22 protein-coding genes are annotated in these 21,648 nt (G+C 70.6%); 1 reads left to right on the plus strand and 21 read right to left on the minus strand.

Translation table 11 applies throughout. The features are described from left to right. Positions 1-2: 2 nt before the first annotated feature. The 14 genes from AAEP86_RS13855 to AAEP86_RS13920 form a co-directional block, all read right to left on the minus strand. Positions 3-722 (minus strand): hypothetical protein, encoded by a 720-nt coding sequence (locus AAEP86_RS13855; RefSeq protein ID WP_420367897.1) that lies wholly within the window; start codon positions 720-722, stop codon positions 3-5. 55 nt (positions 723-777) lie between these two features. Beyond that, the gene (locus tag AAEP86_RS13860) at positions 778-1,335 is read right to left on the minus strand and encodes a hypothetical protein (protein WP_420367898.1); all 558 of its coding nucleotides are present in this window, start codon (positions 1,333-1,335) and stop codon (positions 778-780) included. 126 nt (positions 1,336-1,461) lie between these two features. Further along, complete coding sequence (locus AAEP86_RS13865; RefSeq protein WP_420370497.1) at positions 1,462-2,250, minus strand: YaaA family protein; 789 nt, start codon at positions 2,248-2,250, stop codon at positions 1,462-1,464. Continuing rightward, on the minus strand, positions 2,247-2,510 hold the full coding sequence (locus AAEP86_RS13870; RefSeq protein ID WP_027465776.1) for a F0F1 ATP synthase subunit epsilon: 264 nt from the start codon (positions 2,508-2,510) through the stop codon (positions 2,247-2,249). The genes AAEP86_RS13865 and AAEP86_RS13870 overlap by 4 nt, the downstream gene beginning before the upstream one ends. Before the next feature lies 1 nt (position 2,511). Then, positions 2,512-3,966, minus strand: coding sequence for a F0F1 ATP synthase subunit beta (atpD, locus tag AAEP86_RS13875; protein ID WP_420367899.1), 1,455 nt, complete (start codon positions 3,964-3,966; stop codon positions 2,512-2,514). 47 nt (positions 3,967-4,013) lie between these two features. Further along, a complete protein-coding gene (locus AAEP86_RS13880) occupies positions 4,014-4,916 on the minus strand; it encodes a F0F1 ATP synthase subunit gamma (RefSeq protein WP_420367900.1) in 903 nt (300 codons plus the stop codon). After that, on the minus strand, positions 4,917-6,545 hold the full coding sequence (atpA, locus tag AAEP86_RS13885; RefSeq protein WP_420367901.1) for a F0F1 ATP synthase subunit alpha: 1,629 nt from the start codon (positions 6,543-6,545) through the stop codon (positions 4,917-4,919). Positions 6,546-6,652: 107 nt separating this feature from the next. Then, a complete protein-coding gene (locus tag AAEP86_RS13890) occupies positions 6,653-7,447 on the minus strand; it encodes a F0F1 ATP synthase subunit delta (RefSeq protein WP_420367902.1) in 795 nt (264 codons plus the stop codon). 2 nt (positions 7,448-7,449) lie between these two features. Then, positions 7,450-8,013, minus strand: a complete 564-nt coding sequence (locus AAEP86_RS13895; RefSeq protein WP_420367903.1) for a F0F1 ATP synthase subunit B — start codon at positions 8,011-8,013, stop codon at positions 7,450-7,452. A 9-nt stretch (positions 8,014-8,022) separates the two neighbouring features. Beyond that, positions 8,023-8,265 carry an ATP synthase F0 subunit C gene (gene atpE / locus AAEP86_RS13900; protein WP_017885749.1) on the minus strand — a complete coding sequence of 81 codons (243 nt, stop codon included), beginning with the start codon at positions 8,263-8,265 and terminating at the stop codon, positions 8,023-8,025. A gap of 68 nt (positions 8,266-8,333) precedes the next feature. Next, positions 8,334-9,194: a F0F1 ATP synthase subunit A gene (gene atpB / locus AAEP86_RS13905; protein WP_420367904.1), complete on the minus strand. Its 861-nt coding sequence runs from the start codon at positions 9,192-9,194 to the stop codon at positions 8,334-8,336. A gap of 104 nt (positions 9,195-9,298) precedes the next feature. Further along, positions 9,299-9,787 (minus strand): hypothetical protein, encoded by a 489-nt coding sequence (locus AAEP86_RS13910; RefSeq protein WP_420367905.1) that lies wholly within the window; start codon positions 9,785-9,787, stop codon positions 9,299-9,301. Continuing rightward, entirely contained in the window at positions 9,784-11,010 is a 1,227-nt protein-coding gene (locus AAEP86_RS13915) for an MraY family glycosyltransferase (protein WP_420367906.1), read from the minus strand. Before AAEP86_RS13915 ends, AAEP86_RS13910 begins: the two co-directional genes overlap by 4 nt. Beyond that, positions 11,007-11,681, minus strand: a complete 675-nt coding sequence (locus AAEP86_RS13920) for an L-threonylcarbamoyladenylate synthase (protein ID WP_420367907.1) — start codon at positions 11,679-11,681, stop codon at positions 11,007-11,009. Before AAEP86_RS13920 ends, AAEP86_RS13915 begins: the two co-directional genes overlap by 4 nt. A gap of 37 nt (positions 11,682-11,718) precedes the next feature. On the opposite strand from AAEP86_RS13920, the gene AAEP86_RS13925 reads away from it, so the two are divergent. Beyond that, entirely contained in the window at positions 11,719-12,372 is a 654-nt protein-coding gene (locus tag AAEP86_RS13925; protein ID WP_420367908.1) for an HAD family hydrolase, read from the plus strand. Positions 12,373-12,408: 36 nt separating this feature from the next. Here the strand turns inward: AAEP86_RS13925 and prmC are convergent, their stop codons facing one another. The 7 genes from prmC to lysA all read right to left on the minus strand — a co-directional run bounded on the left by prmC (position 12,409) and on the right by lysA (position 21,642). After that, positions 12,409-13,284, minus strand: a complete 876-nt coding sequence (gene prmC, locus AAEP86_RS13930; RefSeq protein ID WP_420370498.1) for a peptide chain release factor N(5)-glutamine methyltransferase — start codon at positions 13,282-13,284, stop codon at positions 12,409-12,411. An 18-nt stretch (positions 13,285-13,302) separates the two neighbouring features. Further along, positions 13,303-14,385, minus strand: coding sequence for a peptide chain release factor 1 (gene prfA, locus AAEP86_RS13935; RefSeq protein WP_420367909.1), 1,083 nt, complete (start codon positions 14,383-14,385; stop codon positions 13,303-13,305). Between the two features lie 3 nt (positions 14,386-14,388). Then, positions 14,389-16,578 carry a transcription termination factor Rho gene (gene rho, locus AAEP86_RS13940; protein WP_420367910.1) on the minus strand — a complete coding sequence of 730 codons (2,190 nt, stop codon included), beginning with the start codon at positions 16,576-16,578 and terminating at the stop codon, positions 14,389-14,391. Positions 16,579-16,741: 163 nt separating this feature from the next. Next, complete coding sequence (gene thrB / locus AAEP86_RS13945) at positions 16,742-17,713, minus strand: homoserine kinase (RefSeq protein WP_420370499.1); 972 nt, start codon at positions 17,711-17,713, stop codon at positions 16,742-16,744. Positions 17,714-17,757: 44 nt separating this feature from the next. Further along, positions 17,758-18,837, minus strand: a complete 1,080-nt coding sequence (gene thrC / locus AAEP86_RS13950; RefSeq protein ID WP_420367911.1) for a threonine synthase — start codon at positions 18,835-18,837, stop codon at positions 17,758-17,760. A gap of 48 nt (positions 18,838-18,885) precedes the next feature. After that, a complete protein-coding gene (locus AAEP86_RS13955; protein WP_420367912.1) occupies positions 18,886-20,193 on the minus strand; it encodes a homoserine dehydrogenase in 1,308 nt (435 codons plus the stop codon). Between the two features lie 45 nt (positions 20,194-20,238). Further along, entirely contained in the window at positions 20,239-21,642 is a 1,404-nt protein-coding gene (gene lysA / locus AAEP86_RS13960; protein ID WP_420367913.1) for a diaminopimelate decarboxylase, read from the minus strand. Positions 21,643-21,648: the final 6 nt, after the last annotated feature.

Raw genomic sequence — 21,648 nt, forward strand, 5'->3', positions numbered from 1 at the left:
TTTCAGGATCGCTCTCTGGGGGTTCGGGGCGGACCAGCTGGTGGATCGGAGGGCCAGGGGGGAAGCGGTGCGAGGTCTCCCACCGACGGTGCGACGCGCAGATGCGGCGAGAGGACCTCGATGACGTTGCCGTCACCGATCTCGACAACCGTACCCGTCAGCACGACGTTGGAGGCACCCGCCGGCATCCGGAACGGGGCTGCCCCCGCGGGTCGGATGACCGTTCCGTTGGTGGATCGGAGGTCGTCGACGACGGCGGCCTCGCCCTCGGCGTGCACCAGCACGTGCGACGACGACACCTGCCCGGTGATCGACGGGACGGTGACGAGCTCGGGGACCGGGCCTCGCAGGACACGCGGCAGCGCGGGGCGCCGCCCGACCACGACAGGTCGGTCGAGCCGCAGCACCCGGTCGCCGATGCGGATGGACGGCACACGGGTGCGCGGCGCAGCGGGTCCGGTCGGCACCGCCGGGTCGGTCGGGGCGGCCGGGAGGCGCGGCTCGGCTCCGGTGGTGCCGTCACCGTGGACAGGCGGCCGCCTCGGCACCCGCACCACCGTGTCGTCGGACGCGGACGCGTCCGGGACGACGGGAGCCCTCGGTCGGACGACCGTGTCGCCGAACGGGTCGTCGTCGCCGATGACGGCACCGTCGGACCGGTCCGGGCCGGAGCCGCGGGGTCGACGGATGACGGTGTCGTCGTCCATGTCGTCGTCGCGCACTCGAGGCCTTCCGGGGGTGGTCGACACCACCGTAGACGATCCTGTCCGCCCGATCTCACCGACGCTCCCAGGCCGGGGCACTGCCAGCGCGGACGGAGCGCAGCACGAGACCTGCGAGCGGGTCGTCGGAACGGGTCTCGAGCGCGTACCGCGCCCTGGTCTCCGCACGCGCTCCGGACCCGAGCGCCCACGCACACCACGACGCCGTCGCGAGTGCTCCCGCGGCACCGACGGCGGTGTCGGCCGACCGGTCCTCGGCGCGCCACCACTGCCACGCCGCGGCGCACCGGTCCCCCGCGGTCCGGACGCGGTCGCGGTCGGGTTCGGGACCGGCCCCGTGCAGCGCGGGTGGTGTCGGGTCGTGGAACGGGTCGAACGGGACCACCGAGCGCGGGTCGGGTCGGTCCCGCGCCGTCAGGAAGGCCAGCAGTGCGAGCCTCGGCGCGAGCGCGCCGCAGGCGGTGAGCACCGCGATGGCCTCGCGCGCCAGGAGCGGACCCGGGCGATGGGTCACCAGCGCGGCGCACGCCGCGGGGAGGGTGACGGCCGCCGCGATCTCGCGCGGGTACCGGACAGCGGCTTCGGGACTGGTTCGTGACGTCACGGGGATCATGCACGTCATCGAAACGCACCCCGCGCCTCCCGGGATGTGGGCCGTGGCGGTCTGTGGATCGCACCGACCCCACCCGTCCGTGTGGAGGACGAGTGGGGTCGTGGTCCTGCGCTGCCCACGGTCGGATCAGTCGACGACCGATCCGGCGGGACCCGGTTCGAGGCTCTCCGCCACGAGGTCCCAGCCACCGTCGCGTTCCTCGAGGGCCACGCCGTGCGCCGCTGCCCACCGCGCGAGTTCCGTCATGGAGGACACCTGCGCCCCGGAGCGCGCCAGCAGCGCGACCAGACGGCCCTTCGCGGTCTTGTTCCAGTGGTTGAGCGCCTTGCGGCGTCCGTCACCGTCGACGCTCACGACGCGCGGGGCGACGGCCCCGGCGACGGGACCGAGCTGCCGGTAGCCCTCCGACCGGAGATCGAGCACGAGGTCGGCGGACGTCCGCACCTCGAGGACGCGTGACGCCGGCCCCGACCAGTGGGCCGCGAGCCGGAGCGGTCCCAGGCGCGAGTCGTGTGACAGGCGGTAGGCCGGGACCGGGTCGCCGGCGCCGATCGGACCGAACAGCGCCGACTGCACGACGACGTGGTCGAACCACCAGCTCCGGGTCGCGTCGTCAGCGTCCGGTGCGCCGAGCGGGTCGTAGAGGACACCGGTGTACCGGTCGATCGCCGGCATGGTTCCCGACGTCTCGAGCTCCAGGTTCCGGAACCGTTCCGCCACGGACTTCGGACCGAGCTTCAACGCCGTCCGCGCGAGGGACTCCTCGGAACTGACGGAGCGGGCCGCGGTGATCACCGCGGCCCGCTCTGCAGCCAGTTCCGGGAACGACAGCGCACGCAGGTCGAGCGTGCGCTCCTGGTCCCCGCCCTCCCGCTTCGTCTCCGAAGGCGGGAGGAGGACGGTCAGTCCGGTCAGGACGCCAGCGCGGCCTGCCGCGCGACGATCGTCACCGTGTCGTGCTCCACCGACAGGAAGCCGTCCTCGGCGTCGACCGCGACGGTCGAGCCGTCGGCCCGCGTGATGCGGACCTGACCCTGCGCCAGGATGGCGAGCATCGGCTCGTGCCCGGCGAGGATACCGATCTGACCCTCCGTCGTGCGTGCGACGACCATGGTGGTGTCGCCCGACCAGACCTCACGGTCGGCCGAGACGACGCTCACGCTGAGACCCGCCATGTCAGCGGTTCTCCTTCTGGATCTGAGCCCACTTCTCTTCCACGTCGTTGATGCCACCGACGTTGAAGAACGCCTGCGTCGCAACGTGGTCGAACTCGCCGTCGGCGATGGCGCGGAAGGACTCGATGGTGTCCTTGAGCGGCACCGTGGAGCCCTCGACACCCGTGAACTTCTTCGCCATGTACGTGTTCTGCGAGAGGAACTGCTGGATGCGACGAGCGCGCTCCACCGTGATCTTGTCCTCTTCGGAGAGCTCGTCGACACCGAGGATGGCGATGATCTCCTGCAGTTCCTTGTTCTTCTGGAGGATCTGCTTGACGCGCGTCGCCGTCTCGTAGTGGTCGGCGCCCAGGTACCGGGGGTCCATGATGCGCGACGTCGAGGTCAGCGGGTCGATCGCCGGGTAGAGGCCCTGCGACGCGATCTCGCGGGAGAGCTCCGTCGTGGCGTCGAGGTGCGCGAACGTCGTCGCCGGCGCCGGGTCGGTGTAGTCGTCGGCCGGCACGTAGATCGCCTGCAGCGAGGTGATCGAGTGACCACGCGTCGAGGTGATGCGCTCCTGGAGCACACCCATCTCGTCGGCGAGGTTGGGCTGGTAGCCCACGGCGGACGGCATGCGGCCGAGCAGCGTCGAGACCTCGGAGCCGGCCTGCGTGAAGCGGAAGATGTTGTCGATGAAGAGGAGCACGTCCTGCTTCTGGACATCGCGGAAGTACTCCGCCATCGTCAGCGCCGACAGGGCCACGCGGAGACGCGTTCCCGGCGGCTCGTCCATCTGGCCGAACACGAGGGCCGTCTTGTCGAAGACCCCCGCCTCTTCCATCTCACCGATGAGGTCGTTGCCCTCACGGGTGCGCTCACCGACACCGGCGAACACCGACACACCGCCGTGGTCCTGCGCGACGCGCTGGATCATCTCCTGGATGAGGACGGTCTTGCCGACGCCCGCACCACCGAAGAGGCCGATCTTGCCACCCTGCACGTACGGGGTGAGGAGGTCGATCGACTTGATGCCGGTCTCGAACATCGAGGTCTTCGACTCGAGCTGGTCGAAGGCCGGGGCCTTGCGGTGGATGGGCCACCGCTCGGTGATCTCGATCTTCTCGTCGGTGTTGAGCACGTTGCCCAGCACGTCGAAGACCTTGCCCTTGGTGACGTCGCCGACGGGGACCGAGATCGGAGCGCCCGAGTCACGGACCTCCTGGCCACGGACCAGGCCGTCGGTCGGCTTCAGCGAGATGGCACGGACGAGGTCGTCGCCGAGGTGCTGCGCGACCTCGAGGCCGATCTCCTGCGACGAGTCACCGATGGTGATGGTCGTGAACAGGAGGTTGTACATCTCCGGGATTGCGTCGTGGGGGAACTCGATGTCGACGACGGGACCCGTGACACGGGCGATCCGGCCGACACCGGGCGCCGACGACGTCTCGACCGCGGTGGTTGCGGTGTCGGTCATGGCTGGTGCCTTCCTGAGGGTGGGTATCTGTCCGCGAACGACGCGGACTACTTCTTCTTCGACGAGAGGGCGTCGGCGCCGCCGACGATCTCGGAGATCTGCTGGGTGATCTCCGCCTGCCGCGCGTTGTTCGCGAGGCGGGTGAAGTCACGGATCAGCGAGTCGGCGTTGTCGCTGGCCGCCTTCATCGCCTTCTGCCGGGCGGCGTGCTCGGAGGCAGCCGACTGGAGCATGGCGTTGAAGATGCGGCTCTCGATGTAGACCGGGAGCAGCGAGTCGAGCACCGCGTCGGCGTCCGGCTCGAACTCGTAGAGCGGGAGCGGCTCGTCGCCGGCGGGCTCTTCGACACCCTCGACGACCTCGAGCGGGAGCAGGCGCACGACCTGCGGCTCCTGGGTCGCCAGGCTGAGGAAGCGGTTGAACACGATGTGGATCTCGTCCACGCCGCCCTCCGCCGTGTCCTGGAGGAACTTCGACACGACCGCGTCGCCGATCTCCTTGGCCGTCGAGAACTCGGGCTGGTCGGTGTTGCCGACCCACTGCTGCTCCGACGCACGCTCACGGAACGCGAAGTACCCGACGGACTTCCGCCCGACCAGGTAGAACACGACGTCCTTGCCCTCGCTGCGGAGCAGGGAGGCGAGCTCCTCGCCCTGCTTGAGGACGTTGGTGCTGAACGCGCCGTTCAGGCCCCGGTCCGACGTGAACAGCACGACGGCTGCCCGCGTCGACGACTCCGGCTCGGTGGTGAGCACGTGCTCGACGTTCGAGAACGTCGCCACGGCCGACACCGCCCGCGTCACGGCTCGCGAGTACGGGCCGGACGCGGCCATGCGGGCCTGCGCCTTCTGGATCCGCGACGCCGAGATCAACTCCATCGCGCGGGTGACCTTCTTCGTGGTCTTCGCGGACTTGATTCGCTGTCGGTAGACCCGGACCTGCGCTGCCATCTAGCGACGACCCTTGACGATCTGCTCCTGGTCGACGTCCTCGGCGTCCGCCGCGTCGAACTGCTCGGACCCGAGGGTCTTGCCGTCGCTCGTCTGGAAGCTCTTCGTGAACTCGTCGATCTGCTTCGACATCTCGGCGACGGTGTCGTCGCTGAGCTGGTTCGTCTCGCGCAGCGTCGTGAGCACGTCGGAGTTGCGACGCAGGTGGTCGAGCAGCTCGGACTCGAAGCGGAGCACGTCCGGCACCGGCACGGTGTCGAGCTTGCCGTTCGTACCGGCCCAGATCGAGACGACCTGCTCCTCGACCGGGTACGGCGAGTACTGCGGCTGCTTGAGGAGCTCGGTCAGACGGGCACCACGGTCCAGCTGGCGACGCGACGCCTGGTCGAGGTCGGACGCGAACATCGCGAACGCCTCGAGCGAGCGGTACTGCGCCAGCTCGAGCTTCAGCGTGCCGGAGACCTTCTTGATCGACTTCACCTGGGCGTCACCACCGACGCGGGACACCGAGATGCCCACGTCGACGGCCGGACGCTGGTTCGCGTTGAAGAGGTCCGACTGCAGGAAGATCTGGCCGTCGGTGATGGAGATGACGTTGGTCGGGATGTACGCCGAGACGTCGTTCGCCTTGGTCTCGATGATCGGGAGACCCGTCATCGAACCGGCGCCGAGCTCGTCGGACAGCTTCGCGCAACGCTCCAGCAGGCGGGAGTGCAGGTAGAAGACGTCGCCCGGGTACGCCTCACGGCCCGGCGGACGGCGCAGGAGGAGCGACACGGCACGGTAGGCCTCGGCCTGCTTCGACAGGTCGTCGAAGATGATCAGGACGTGCTTGCCCTGGTACATCCAGTGCTGGCCGATGGCCGAACCGGTGTACGGGGCGAGGTACTTGAAGCCGGCCGGGTCGGAGGCCGGAGCGGCGACGATGGTCGTGTACTCCATCGCACCGGCGTCCTCGAGCGCACCCTTGACGGAGGCGATCGTGGAGCCCTTCTGACCGATGGCGACGTAGATGCAGCGGACCTGCTTGTCCTCGTCGCCCGACTCCCAGTTGGCCTTCTGGTTGATGATCGTGTCGATCGCGATGGCCGTCTTGCCGGTCTGGCGGTCGCCGATGATCAGCTGACGCTGACCGCGGCCGACGGGGATCATCGCGTCGATGGCCTTGATGCCGGTCTGCAGCGGCTCGTGCACCGACTTGCGGGACATGACGCCGGGGGCCTGGAGCTCGAGGGCACGGCGGCCCTCTGCCTGGATCTCGCCGAGACCGTCGATCGGGGCGCCGAGCGGGTCGACGACACGGCCGAGGAAGGCGTCGCCGACGGGGGCCGAGAGGACCTCGCCGGTGCGCGTGACTTCCTGGCCCTCTTCGACGCCGCCGAACTCGCCGAGCACGATCGCGCCGATCGAGTCCTCGTCGAGGTTCTGCGCGAGGCCGAGCGTGCCGTCCTCGAAGCGGATGAGCTCGTTCGCCATGACGCCGGGGAGGCCCTCGACATGCGCGATGCCGTCGCCGGCGTCGATGACGTGCCCGACCTCGGCCGTGGAGGCCTTCGTCGGCTCGTAGTTCGAGACGAAGTCCTTCAGGGCATCACGGATCTCATCGGGGCTGATGGTGATGTCTGCCATGGGATTTTCCTTGTTGGTTTCCGGGGCCGTCAGGCTCCGAGAGGGTGATGCTGCCTGACTCGGCAGTTCCCGTTGTGGACTTGGGAGGGTCGGCTTCGACCGTACGCTCAGCCGGCGAGCTGGAGCCGGAGCTCCGAGAGACGCGTGGAGACGGTGCCGTCGATGACGTCGCCGCCGATCTGCACCCGGACCCCGCCGACGACCGAGGGGTCGACCACGTGGTTGATGCTGATGTCCTTGCCGTACTTCTCGGCGAGGCCGCGGGCGACGCGAGCCGCCTGACCTGCCGAGAGCGGGGTCGCCGTGACGACCGTCGCGACGAGCTTGTCTGCCTGCTCGGCCACGATGCGGGAGGCATCGCGGACGAGTTCACCGATGCGGCGACCACGGGGCTGCTGCACGAGGTGCGACAGGATCGTGATCGTCTGCTCCGAGACCTTGCCGCCGAGCAGCCGCTCGACGAGTGCGCTCTTCTGCTCCGGGCTGCCGAGCTTCGTGCCGAGTGCCAGTTCGAGGCCGGCGTCCGATCGGACGGCGGACTCGAACGAGAACAGCTCCGGCTCGAGCGAGACGTCGGACGGTGCGGTGGCGGCGACGGCGCGGATGCCCGCGTCCTCGATGCCGACGAGGAGGTCCTGGTGCGACGACCAGCGCGAGCCGGCCACCGCGGTCAGGACCGCACGCGTCGCGACCGACTGACCGGCGAAGACGCGGTCGACGACCACCTTCTTGCCGGCCGGGTCGGCCGTCGGGTCGGACAGCAGACCGAGCAGCTGCGGCGCACCGGCGATCGCACGCCCTGCGGCGAGGATCTCGGCACCGACGGCGAGGTCGGCCGACCCGCCGAGGTCGGCGAGCACCGCCCTCGTGGACGCCAGTGCTTCCCTGGTGGCGCTGCGCATGCTCAGTGCTCCCCTGCCGGCTGCGTCGACTGTCCCTGCGAGGCCTCGAGGTCGGCGAGGAAGCGGTCGACGACCGCCGCCGACTTCTCGTCGTCCTTCAGGGACTCACCGATGACACCGGATGCGAGGTCGAGGGCGAGGGTGCCCACCTCGCTCCGCAGCGACTGGACGGCGCTCTGACGCTCGGCCTCGATCTGCGCCTGGGCGTTGGCGGTGATGCGGGCTGCATCCGCCTGGGCCTGCTCGCGCAGCTCGTTGCCGATCGCGTTCGCGTCGGCACGGGCCTGCTCACGGATCCGGGACGCCTCGGCACGTGCCTCGGCGAGCTGCTTGTTGTACTCGTCGAGCGCGGCAGCGGCCTGCTCCTGAGCAGCCTCCGCCTTCTTGATGCCACCTTCGATGGCCTCGGTGCGCTCGTCGAGCATCTTCGTGATCCGCGGGATGATGACCCGCCAGAAGACCAGCAGGATGACGATGAACGCGACCAGCGACCAGACGATGTCGTACAGCGGCGGGACGAGGGGACTGTGCGTCTCCTCCGCCGCGATGATGAGTGCGTTCTGCATCGAGAGGCCTTAGTTGGTGCCGGTGAAGATGAAGTACGTGGCGATGCCGATGAAGGCGAGGGCCTCGGTGAAGGCGATACCGATGTACATGAGGGTCGTCAGGCGGCCCTGGAGCTCCGGCTGGCGAGCGACGGACTCGATCGTCTTGCCGACGACGATGCCCACGCCGATGGCCGGACCGATCGCTGCGAGGCCGTAGCCCACGGTCGCGATGTTGCCGTTGATCTCCGCGAGAACGGTCGTTGCGTCCACGTGTTTTCCTTTCGAGATGCGGCCCGGCGGATGCCGTGCCGTACAGGGGGGTCAGTACAGGTCGTTGGTCAGTGCTCGTCAGCCAGCGCGAGCTGGATGTACACAGCGGTCAGCAGCATGAAGACGTAGGCCTGCAGCAGCGCGACCAGGATCTCGAAGAAGCTGAACGCGATGCCGAACGCGAGCGTCCCGACGCCGAACAGCTTGAAGAGGCCGTCGGTATCGAAGAAGAAGAACTGCGTCGCAGCGAAGAACAGGACGAGCAGCAGGTGGCCGACGACCATGTTCATCAGGAGTCGCAGCGTCAGCGTCACCGGACGGAGCACGAAGGTCGAGACGAGCTCGATCGGCGTCACGATGATGTAGAGCGGCCACGGCACACCGGGCGGGAACAGCGCGTTCCGGAGGAACGCACCCGGGTGCTTGCGCAGACCCGCGTAGATGAAGGCGATGTACGCGACGGCCGCGAGGATCAGCGGGTACGCGATGCGGCTGGTGCCCTGCAGGTTGAACCCGGGGATGAGACCCGTGAGGTTCAGGAACAGCACGGAGAAGAAGATCGTGGCGAGGATCGGCAGGAACCGCTTGCCGTCCTTCTCCCCCAGGTTGTCGAAGGTGTTCCGGCGGACGACGTCGAACGCGTACTCGATGAGCGCCTGGCCACGGCCGGGCACGAGCTTGAGCGAACGGGTCCCGATGATGCCGATCAGCAGCAGGACCGCGACGGCGACGAACCGGATGATGACGAGGCGATCGATCTCGAAGGGCGTCCCCGCGAAGAAGATCGCGTCCGGGAAGAACTCGTTGATCGACGGACCATGGAACTCGGCGGCCTGGCTGCTCCCCGCCGCGACGGGGTTACCCGCAGCGGTGAGGGACAGGGGAAGAGCGTGGGATAGCAGCGCTGTCTCCTGTGTCGGCGCGCGCACGCATGGCACGCGATGGTGGACGTTGTGGAGGCTCGCCCGCTCCGAGCAGTGCTCCGGACGCGGACTTCGAGAAGCCTATCAGGTGCGAGAGGCTTCCCGGTCTCTCAGTCGCGGGGGTCGCGGTTCACAGCATCCCCGGAGCCGCCGCCGTCTCCCGGCAGCGGCACCCCGATCGGGATGCGGGCCTTGGCCACGGCGACGACGTCGATCACCAGCGAGCCGACCACACCGACGATGATGACGACGGCCAGCACCGGGAAGTCCACCCAGTCCCGGTCGCGCAGCAGGACGAGCACGACGATGAAGACGATGAACTTCACCAGCCAGGTGCCCATGACGATGCCGAAGAACGCCCCGGAGATCATCTGGCCGCCGGACACCCGCAGCCCGACCAGCACGCTGACCGCGGTGAGGCCGAGGAAGACCACGCTCAGGACGGCACCGAGGAGCCCGCCGACGAGCCCGGGACCGTCCGCGACGAGGAGCCCGACGACTCCCCCGACGACTGCGAGGCCGACGGCGAGGACGGCGCCCCACGTGAGGATGCGGCGGAACACCGGCCGGACGTGGTCGAGCGCGTTCGGTGCGGTCACGTGATGTCTCCAGGGATCGAGCGGTCGTTGGCGGCCCGGTCGAGCGGGTCGAGGCTGGCGTCCACCACGGTGGTGGAACGGGTGGCGACCTGCGCGGCGAACTCGGCGCGCTTCCGGCCGAGCGGGGCGAAGGTGGCGACGGCGCACACGGTGAACCCCACGGCGACGAAGACGACGACCCAGTACCAGTCCACGAAGAGGAACAGCAGGCAGCCGACGGCGACAGTGGCCGTCCACGCGTAGAAGATGAGCACCGCGTGGAAGTGCGAGTGCCCCATGTCGAGCAGGCGGTGGTGCAGGTGCTTCCGGTCGGCGGAGAACGGCGACTTCCCCGCACTGAGCCGGCGGGTGACCGCGAGGCCGAAGTCGAGGATCGGCACGATCAGGATCGCGAACGGCAGCAGGATCGGGATGAACGCCGGCAGCAGCGCCTGGCGCGTCTGCACCGCCGCGGGGTCGATGTTGCCCGTGACGGACACCGCGCTGGTCGCCATGAGGAACCCGACGAGGAGCGCGCCGGCGTCGCCCATGAAGAGCTTGGCCGGGTGCCAGTTGAGGATGAGGAACCCGAAGCAGGCGCCGACCAGCACGGCCGTGAGGAGCGACGGCAGGTTGAAGAAGAACTCGGTCTGCACGACCACGCGGTTGATGAAGAACGTGTAGAGAAAGAAGACCCCGCCGGCGATGATCGCGACCCCCGCCACCAGGCCGTCCAGGCCGTCGATGAAGTTCACCGCGTTCATCACCAGCACCACCGCCAGCACGGTGAAGATGAGGCTCATGTAGGACGACCCGACGCCGAGCGTGTTGCCGATCGGCAACGACACGATCGCCACGCCCTGCCAGGCCAGGATCCCCGCGGCGATGATCTGCCCCGCGAGCTTGGTCATCCAGTCGAGGTCCCAGATGTCGTCGGCGACGCCGAGCACCACGATGATGGTGGCGCCGCCGAGGACGGCGAGGACGCGGTTCGGCTCGGAGAACACGAGCCGGAAGTAGTCGGTCCCCGCGATCGACGGGAACAGGAACCACGCGGCGAGCAGCGAGACGATGACGCCGATGTACATCGCGATGCCGCCGAGCCGCGGGGTCGGCGTGCGGTGCACGTCGCGCTCGCGGACCTTCGGGTACCACCCGTAGCGCAGGCCGAGCTTCCAGACGAGCCAGCTCACCAGGAAGCTCACGACCGCCGCGATGGCCCCCGCGAGCAGGTAGTACTTCATCCGACCAGGTCGGCTCCGACGACCCGGGCGATCTCGTCGTCGGGGATGACCCCGTGGCGGACGATCCGGAGCGTCCCGCCGTCGGTCAGCCCGGTCGCGTCGACGATGGTCGAACCGGTCGACGCCGCGAAGCCGTCGTGCAGTTCGATCGGGCCGCCGTCGAGGTACACCGCGACGCTGTCGCCGAGCATCGCCTCGGCCTGGTCGGCGTCCATCGCCGCGGGGTCGCCCGTCGAGTTCGCCGAGGACACCGCGAGCGGGCCGACCTCCTGCAGGAGCTCGAGGGCGATCCGGGAGTCGGGCATCCGGAGGGCGACCGTGCCCCGCGTCTCGCCGAGGTCCCAGTCGAGCGACGGCTGCGCCCGGAGGATCACGGTCAGGCCACCGGGCCAGAACTCGTCGACGAGGTCGCGCACCGCCTGCGGGATGTCGCTCGCCAGCGCCTCGAGCGTCGGCGGCCCCGGGATGAGGACCGGCGGCGGCGACTGGCGCGTGCGGCCCTTCGCGTCGAGGAGGCGCTGCACGGCGGCCGCGCTGAAGGCGTCCGCGGCCACGCCGTAGACGGTGTCGGTGGGGACCACGACGAGTTCTCCGCGCCCGAGGGCGGCTCGTGCGAGCCGCATCCCGGTCAGGAGCCCGTCGGAGTCGGTGCAGTCGTATCGGGGTGCCATGACTCGACGATGATAGTGCGACACAATGGAGGACATCGTGAACGAGACCTCCGTGCCCCCGCTCCTGTTCCTCTTCGACATGGACGACGTCCTGGTCCGCTACGACTGGAAGGTGCGGATGGCCGCCCTCTCCGAGTTCACGGGCCACGAGTTCCAGGAGCTCCGTCGACGCTGGTGGGACAGCGGCAACGAGCAGCGCGCCGAGGCCGGCGGCTTCGCGGACGGCGACGCCTACCTCGCCGCGTTCGAGCAGGCGATGGGGTGCGACGTCCCCGAGGCCGAGTGGGCCCGCATCCGCGGCTCCGCGATGACCGAGCTGCCGGAGCGGATCGAGGCGGTCCGCATCGCGAGCGAGCACGGCCGGGTCGGCCTGCTCACGAACAACGGTCCGCTGGCCGGTCGGTGGATCCACCGCTGGGCACCGTCGCTCCCGCCGCTGTTCGGCGAGCACCTCGACACCTCGAGCAACTTCGGCGCCCGCAAGCCCGAGCCGGAGGTCTTCCAGCGGGCGCTCGCGCACCACGGTGTCCCCGCCGAGCGCGCGTTCTTCGCCGACGACATGCCCGAGAACGTCGCGGGCGCGCGGAGCGTCGGCATCCACGCCGTGCTCGTCGAGCGCGACACCGACCTGCGCGACGCGGTGCGCGCGTTCGTCGCGGCGCAGGAACGCACCGCGGCACCGGTCGGGTAGACGGTCGGACGGCCGGGAGGCGCGGCTCGTCTCCGCCTAGCGGGTCGCCGTGGTCGTGCGGTCGCGTCCGGTCAGGTCGACGTGCGTCTCCGGCGAACGGAAGCCCCGTCCGGCGAGGACCGCGCGGACGCCGGCGCCCTGCTGCTCGGCGTGCTCGACGACGAGGACTCCCCCGGGCACGAGCAACCGCCACGCCGTCGCCGCGAGGGCGCGCACCGCGTCGAGGCCGTCCGCTCCGCCGTACAGGGCCGTCGCCGGGTCGTGGTCGCGGACCTCGGGGTCGACGGGCACCATGTCGTCGGGCACGTACGGCGGGTTCGACACGACGACGGACACCGTGCCGTCGAGTTCGGGCAGCGCGTCGGCGAGGTCGCCCTCGACGAGCCGGACGGTCCCGCCGTGGGCCTCGACGTTGCGCCGGGTCCACGGCAGCGCCTCCGGCGACCGCTCGACCGCGTACACGACCGCGTTCGGCACCTCGGTGTCCATCGCGATCGCGATGGCGCCGCTCCCGGACCCGAGGTCGACCGCGACCGGCTCGGGCACGGCGACGGCGCGGAGCGCGTCGATCCCGAACTGCACGACGCCCTCGGTCTCGGGCCGCGGGACGAAGACGCCGGGACCGACCGCGAGGGTCAGCATCCGGAAGTGGGCGGCACCGGTGATGTGCTGCAGCGGTTCGCGGGTGGTGCGACGGGCGACCGCGTGCCGGAAGCGTTCGACGTGCCCGGCCGCGATCGCGCCACCGGTCAACGCCCGGGCCTGCACGGCGCCGCGTGAGGTGTCGGTCGCCCACGCGAGCAGCAGCTCGGCGTCCACGCGCGGCGTGGGCACCCCGTGCGCGACGAGCGCAGCGGTCGCCTCGTCGAGGAGGCGATCCGCTGCGTACGTGGGCTGGCTGTCGGAGGTGATCGGTGCCTCCTGGCCGGTCTAGGCGTCCTGGTCGCCGATGGCGGCCAGTCGTGCCTCTTCGTCGGCGCTGATCGCCGACTGGATGACGGGCTCGAGCGCCCCGTTCATGACGCGGTCCAGGTCGTACGCCTTGTACCCGGTGCGGTGGTCCGCGATGCGGTTCTCCGGGAAGTTGTACGTGCGGATGCGCTCCGACCGGTCCATGCCGCGGATCTGCGACTTGCGCGCGTCCGAGGCGATGGCGTCGAGTTCCTCCTGCTGCTTCGCGAGGATGCGGGCACGCAGCACGCGCATGCCGGCCTCACGGTTCTGCAGCTGCGACTTCTCGTTCTGCATCGCGACCGTGATGCCCGTGGGCAGGTGCGTGATGCGGACCGCGGAGTCCGTGGTGTTGACCGACTGTCCGCCGGGACCGGAGGACCGGTACACGTCGATCTTCAGGTCGTTCTGGTTGATCTGGACCTCTTCGGGCTCGTCGACCTCGGGGAACACCAGCACGCCCGTGGTGGACGTGTGGATGCGCCCCTGCGACTCGGTCGCCGGCACGCGCTGCACCCGGTGCACGCCGCCCTCGTACTTCAGGTGCGCCCAGACGCCCTGCGACGGGTCGGTCGCGTTCGACTTGATCGCGACCTGGACGTCCTTGTAGCCGCCCAGGTCGGACTCGGTCCGCTCGAGCATCTCGATCTTCCAGCCCTTGGACTCGGCGTAGTGCGAGTACATGCGCAGGAGGTCGGCCGCGAAGAGCGCGGACTCCTCGCCGCCCTCGCCGCCCTTGATCTCCATGATCACGTCACGCCCGTCGTCGGGGTCGCGCGGGATGAGCAGCCGGCGGAGACGCTCCTGGCGCTCCGTCAGCTGCTCCTCGAGCGCCGGGACCTCGTCCGCGAACGCCTCGTCCTCGCGCGCGAGCTCCTGGGCGGCGGCGAGGTCGTCCCCCGCCGCCTTCCAGGCCTCGTACGCGGCCTTGATCTGGTTGAGTTCGGCGTACCGCCGGTTCACCTTCTTCGCCCGGGCCGCATCGGCGTGGAGCGCGGGGTCCGACAGCTGCTGCGTCAGGTCCTCGTGTTCCGCCAGCAGCCCTGCCACCGACTCGAACACGCGTTACTCCTGGTGGCCGTTGTGGTGGCCGCCGGTCGTCGGGACCGACTTCTGCACCTGCACCAGGAACTCGACGTTCGACTGCGTCTCCTTGAGGTTCCGCAGGACGATCTCGAGGGCCTGCTGCGGGTCGAGCCCGGCGAGGGCCCGGCGCAGTCGCCACGTGATCTTGACCTCGTCGGCGGAGAGCAGCTGCTCCTCGCGACGGGTCCCGGAGGCGTTCACGTCGACGGCCGGGAAGATCCGCTTGTCCGCCAGGTGGCGGTTCAGGCGGAGCTCCATGTTGCCGGTGCCCTTGAACTCCTCGAAGATGACCTCGTCCATCTTGGACCCGGTCTCCACCAGCGCGGTCGCGAGGATGGTCAGCGAGCCGCCGTCCTCGATGTTGCGCGCGGCGCCGAAGAAGCGCTTCGGCGGGTACAGGGCCGACGAGTCGACGCCACCGGACAGCACGCGACCGGAGGCCGGCGTCGCCAGGTTGTAGGCGCGGCTCAGACGCGTGATCGAGTCGAGGAGCAGGACCACGTCGTGGCCCAGCTCGACCAGGCGCTTCGCGCGCTCGATGGCGAGCTCGGCGACGGTCGTGTGGTCCTCGGCGGGACGGTCGAAGGTCGAGGCGATGACCTCGCCCTTCACCGTGCGCTGCATGTCCGTGACCTCTTCGGGCCGCTCGTCCACGAGGACGACCATGAGGTGTGCCTCGGGGTTGTTCTTGGCGACGGCGTTGGCGATGGCCTGCAGGACGACGGTCTTGCCGGCCTTCGGCGGGGACACGATGAGTCCGCGCTGGCCCTTGCCGATCGGCGACACGAGGTCGATGATGCGGGTGCTGAGCTTGCCCGGCTCGGTCTCGAGGCGGAGCCGCTCGTTCGGGTACAGCGGCGTGAGGTCCTGGAAGTCGACGCGCGCCGCGGCCTCGTCCGTGGTCTGGCCGTTCACCGAGTCGACCCGCACGAGTGCGTTGTACTTCTGGCGGCTCTGCTGCTCGTTGTCCCGCGGCTGCTTGATGGCGCCGACGACGGCGTCACCCTTGCGCAGGTGGTACTTCTTCACCTGGCCGAGCGAGACGTAGACGTCGTTCGGTCCCGGCAGGTACCCGGTGGTCCGGACGAACGCGTAGTTGTCGAGGACGTCGAGGATGCCCGCGATCGGGATGAGGACGTCGTCCTCGGTGATCTCCGGCTCGAACTCGTCGTTCTGCCCGCCGCGACCGCGCTTGCGGTCACGCTGCCGACGGCTGCGGCCGCTCTCGGCCTCGTCGGCCGCCTGCTGCTGCTTCTGCTGCTGGGTCTGCTTCTGCTGACCGTTCTGCTGCTTCGGCTCGGACTTGTCGTCCTGCTGGCCGTTCTGCTGCTGGCCCTGCTTCGGCTCGCCCTGCTGCGCCTTCGCTGCCTGCTGGCCGTTCTGGTCGCCGCCCTGCTCGCCGTTCTCGGCGTTCTGGCCACGGCCGCGTCCGCGACCACGGCTGCGACGACCGCGACGCGAACCGCCCTCGCCGTTGTCGTCGGAGCCCTGCTCCGCGGACTCGCCCTGCGACTGCTGGCCCTCGCCCTGCTGGTCCTGCGCCTGCTGGCCGTCGGCCTGCTGGCCCTGCGCCTGCTGGTCGCCACGGTCGCGACGGTCCTGCTGACCGCCGGCCTGCTCCTGCTGCTCGGACGGCTGCGTGCCCTGGGCACCGCGCTGACCGCGGCCCCGACGCTGCCCGCCGGTCTGTGCGGCTTCCTGCGCGTCCTTCTCGGCGCGGACCTGGTCGAGCCCGGCGAGCAGGTCCTCGGTGCCGGTCTGCGCGTGGTTGGTGTGCTCCGCGGCCGACGTCGGTGCGGCGTTCACGGTGCCGCCCGAGGTGGCGCGACGCGAACGGCGGGCCCGCGACGTCGCGGGCTGCTCGGTCTCGGCAGCGTTCCCCGCCGCCGGCTCGTCGGACGCCGCCGCGACGGGGGCCTCGGACGGCTCGGGCAGCGTCGGCTGCTCCACCGGGGTCGCTGCGGCGGGGGTCTCGGCGACGGGGCCGTCGGCGGCCGGTGCCGCGTCCGTCGCGGGGCGCTTGTCCTCGATCGAGGCGATGAGGTCGCCCTTGCGGAGCTTCGAGAGTCCGGTGATGCCGAGGGAGGAGGCGATGCGCTGGAGCTCCGGGAGGCGGAGGGCGCGCAGATCGCTGGGGATCTCCACCTGGGTGGAGTCGTTGTTGGTCAAGGTCGGTGTTTCCTTTCGAACCGCAGAACGCGGAGAGTTTCCACCGTCCCGGACGCACGGGTATGCGTCGACCGCCGTTCAGACGACGGACCGGGAATCGGTGATCAGAAAGAGATTGCCCCCGCGCACCGGACCCTTGCGTGGCGAGGAGGGATCCTGGTGCCTACGCGGGTTCGGCTTCGAGCGCCGAGTGCGGCACCACTGTAGCACCACCCAGATCGACGGCCAGCATGAGCGCCCGCCAGTCGGAGACCCCGTGCTGCGAGACCAGGTCGGCCGCGGTCAACCGCTGCGCCGGGTCGCTGCCGAGGACCAGGAGGCTCGGACCGGCCCCCGAGACGACCGCCGCCAGTCCGTGCTCGCGCAGCAGACCGATCAGGGCGTCCGTCTCCGGCATCGCGCTCGCCCGGTAGGCCTGGTGCAGCCGGTCCTCGGTCGCCGCGAGGAGCAGCTCCGGGCTCTGGATGAGGGCCGCGACGAGGAGGGCGGAACGGGAGACGTTGAACGCGGCGTCCGCGTGCGGCACGCTCGCCGGTTGCAGGGAGCGCGCCAGCTTCGTCGAGAGGGTCGACGTCGGCACGAACACGACCGGCGCCACGCCCCGGTGGACCAGGAGTCGCTTGTAGGCCGGCCCCTCGGGGGTCATCCACGCGATCGTCAGGCCGCCGAAGAGGGCCGGTGCCACGTTGTCCGGGTGTCCCTCCATCTCGGTCGCGAGCGCGAGGAGCGTCGCGGCGTCGAGGTCGACGATCCCCTCGAGGAGGCCCCGGGCTGCCATCAGCCCGGCGACGATCGCCGCGGCGGACGATCCCATGCCGCGGCCGTGCGGGATGGCGTTGACGGCGTCCAGGTCGAGTCCGGGCTGTGCGACGCCGGCGTGCTCGAGCCCCCTGCGGACCGCCCGGACCACGAGGTTCGTGTCGTCGGTGGCGACCTCGCCCGAACCGACGCCGTCGACCGTGACGGTCGCGCCCGGCTCCCGACGCACGCGCACGACGACCTCGTCGTAGAGCGACAGGGCGAGCCCCAGCGAGTCGAAGCCGGGACCGAGGTTCGCCGAGGTGGCCGGCACACGCACGCGCACCGCGCGCCCCGCCGGGAGCGCGCGGCCCGCCCGTCCGGCCGGTACAGCGATGTGGGCGGTCGTGCCCTCCCCCGGCTCGGACGAGCGGTCGTGGCTCACCGGGCCGAGACCAGTCCGAGCACGTCGGCGACCGACTTCGTGTCGACCGGCACGCTCGTCGGGGTGACCTCGCTGCCGTCCTCGGTGCGGAGCGCCCACTGCGGGTCCTTCAGGCCGTGGCCGGTCACGGTGATGACGACCGTGGCGCCCTTCGGCACGATGCCGGCGTCGGCACGCTCGAGGAGTCCGGCGACACCGATCGCGGATGCCGGCTCGACGAACACGCCGACCTCGGCGGACAGGATGTGGTGCGCCGCGAGGATCGCCTCGTCGGTGATCGCACCGAAGTAGCCGTCGGTCTCGTCGCGGGCCTCGAGGGCGAACTGCCACGACGCCGGGTTGCCGATGCGGATCGCCGACGCGATCGTGTCCGGGTTCTTGACGACCTCACCGCGGACGATCGGGGCGGAACCGGCGGCCTGGAACCCGAACATGCGCGGGAGCTTCGTCGAACGTCCGGCGGCGACGTCCTCGCGGTACCCGCGGCTGTACGCGGTGTAGTTGCCGGCGTTGCCGACGGGCAGGAAGTGGAAGTCCGGGGCGTCGCCGAGGACGTCGACGACCTCGAAGGCCGCCGTCTTCTGCCCCTCGATGCGGTCGTTGTTCACCGAGTTGACGAGGTGCACCGGGTAGTTCGCGGCGAGGTCGCGGGCGATGTCGAGGCAGTCGTCGAAGTTGCCCTGCACCTGCAACAGCTGGGCATCGTGCGCGACGGCCTGGCTGAGCTTGCCCATCGCGATCTTGCCCTCGGGCACGAGCACCGCGGCGGTGATCCCGGCGTGGGTCGCGTAGGCGGCGGCCGAGGCGCTGGTGTTGCCGGTGGAGGCGCAGATGACGGCCTTCGCACCGTGCTCGACGGCCTTCGAGATCGCCATCGTCATCCCGCGGTCCTTGAAGGAGCCGGTCGGGTTCATCCCCTCGAACTTCACGTAGACCTCGGCGCCGGTGCGCTCGGACAGGCGACGTGCCGGGATGAGCGGGGTCCCGCCCTCACCGAGCGTGACGACGGGCGTCGCTTCGGTCACGTCGAGACGGTCGGCGTACTCGCGCAGGACTCCCTGCCACTGGTGGGCCATGAGGCTCTCCTTGTTCGGTGTTGTGCAGATCGGGTGCGTCGTCGGCGACTAGGCGCCGACGACCCGCAGGACGCTGGTGATCTCGACGACGACGTCCTCGTTGCGGAGCGCCACCACGGTGTTCGCGAGGTCCGACTCGCGGGCCAGGTGCGTGCCGATGACCAGGGTCGCCGTCGCGTCGGAGCCGCTGGCGACGGTCTGCTCGACGGTCTCGACGCTGACACCGTGCTTCGCCAGGACACCGGCGACGGTCGACAGCACGCCGGGGGCGTCCGCGACGTGCAGCGTGATCTGGTAGCGGGTGCGGACGGTGCCGATCGGGAAGACCGGGAGCGCACCCTGCGTCGACTCGGCGACGCCCGGGCCGCCGATGACGTGCCGTCGGGCGGCGGACACCAGGTCGCCGAGGACGGCCGACGCGGTCTCGACACCACCGGCACCGGCGCCGTAGAACATGAGGTCGCCGGCGGCCTCGGCCTCGACGAACACCGCGTTCTTCGCGCCGTGCACGCTGGCGAGGGGGTGCGATTCCGGCACCAGCGCCGGGTAGACACGGGCGCTGACGCCCTCGGTGCCGCTCTCGTCCGTCAGACGCTCGGCGGTCGCGAGGATCTTCACGACGTAGCCGGCCTTCCGCGCGGCCCGGACCTGCTCGATCGTCACCGCGGTGATGCCCTCGCGGTGGACTGCGGCGAGCGGGACCGAGGTGTGGAACGCGAGCGAGGCCAGGATCGCGGCCTTCTGCGCGGCGTCGTAGCCCTCGACGTCGGCGGTCGGGTCGGCCTCGGCGTACCCGAGCTCGGTCGCGGTGACGAGGGCGTCCTCGAAGGTCGCGCCCTCGCGGTCCATGAGGTCGAGGATGAAGTTCGTCGTGCCGTTGACGATGCCCATGATGCGGACGATCCGGTCCCCGGCGAGCGAGTCGTGCAGCGGACGGATGATCGGGATCGCCCCGGCCACGGCTGCCTCGTAGTAGAGCTGTGCGCCGACCTGCTCGGCAGCGGCGAAGAGCTCCGGCCCGTGCGTCGCGAGCAGGGCCTTGTTGCCGGTGACGACGTCGGCGCCGGACTGCAGGGCCTGCAGCACGAGGGTGCGGGCGGGCTCGATGCCGCCGATCAGTTCGACCACGATGTCGGCACCGAGGATGAGCGACTCCGCGTCCGTCGTGAAGAGCTCCTGCGGCAGGTCGACGTCGCGCTGGGCGTCGAGGTCGCGGACGGCGATGCCCACGAGCTCGAGGCCGGCACCGGCACGGGAGGCCAGCTCGTCACCGTGCTCGAGGAGCAGCCGCGCGACCTGGGAACCGACCGAGCCGGCTCCGAGCAGCGCGACGCGGACGTTGCGGTATTCGATCATCTGGTGCGGGTCCTGTTCGTGGGGATCGGGTCGTGGCGGTCGGCGTCAGGCCACCGGCACGACCCCGGTGTCGCGGGCGAGGAGGTCGTCGATCGACTCGCCCCGGACGAGGATACGGGCTGCGCCGTCGGCGACGGCGACGACGGGCGGACGTCCCACGTGGTTGTAGTTGCTCGCCAGGCTCCAGCAGTAGGCACCCGTCGCGGCCACGGCGAGCAGGTCGCCACGGTGCACGTCGCCGGGCAGGTACTCGTCGTTCACGACGATGTCGCCGGACTCGCAGTGCTTCCCGACCACGCGGGTCAGCACGGCGGGCGCCTCGGACGCGCGGGCGAGCCGGGCGGTGTAGTCGGCGCCGTAGAGGGCCGGGCGGGCGTTGTCGCTCATCCCCCCGTCGACGGACACGTAGGTGCGGGTGGCCGGTCCGCCGTCGGTGGACTCGAGCGTCACGGGCTTGATCGTGCCGACCCGGTACAGCGTGATGCCGGCCGGTCCGACGATGTACCGGCCGGGCTCGACCGCCACCTCGGGCACCGGGATGTCGCGCTCGGCGCAGGCCTCCGCCACGATGGTCGCGAGCGCGTCGGCGACGTCCTCGGGCGCGAAGGCGGAGTCGGCCTCGGTGTAGTCGATGCCCCAGCCGCCGCCGAGGTTGAGTTCCGGCACCGGGCCGGACGCCACGAGCGTCGCGTGCACGTCCATCAGGCGCCGAGCAGCCTCGCGGAAGCCGGACTCGTCGAAGATCTGCGAGCCGATGTGGGAGTGCAGGCCGACGAAGGCCAGGGAGGGCTGCGCGCGCACCGCCGCGGCGGCGTCGACGGCCTCGGACAGCGGGATGCCGAACTTCTGGTCCTCGCGCGCGGTGGCGAGGTACTCGTGCGTCGAGGCGTGCACGCCGCTGTTGATCCGGATCCGCACGCGCTGCACGACGCCGGCCGCGGCCGCGGCAGCGGCGACGCGCTGCACTTCCTCGTGGCTGTCGAGGACGATCGTGCCGACGCCCACCTCGACCGCACGGGCGATCTCGGCGTCGGACTTGTCGTTGCCGTGGAACCCGACCATCGCCGGGTCGACGCCACCGGCCAGCGTCACCGCCAGCTCGCCCGCGGTGCAGACGTCGACGCGCAGGTCGGCGTCCGCCATCCAGCCGGCGACGTGCGTCGTCAGGAAGGCCTTCGCCGCGTAGTAGACGTGGGCGCGGGTCCCGATCCGCTCGAACGCCTCGGTGAAGGCGTCGCGGACGCGGACCGCGCGGGACTGCACGTCGCGTTCGTCGACCACGTAGAGCGGCGACCCGTACTGCGCGACCAGGTCGGAGGCGGTGCTGCCGCCGACCACGAGCTCGCCGTCGTCGGTGCGCGTCGCGGACGCCGGCCAGATGCGCGCCTCAAGCGCGGACGGGTCCGTCGGGAACCGCAGTCGCTGCGGGGCAAGGGGGTTCTCGCTCACGGGACC

It is taken from the genome of Curtobacterium sp. L1-20, from assembly GCF_048755855.1.
Lineage (GTDB): Bacteria > Actinomycetota > Actinomycetes > Actinomycetales > Microbacteriaceae > Curtobacterium.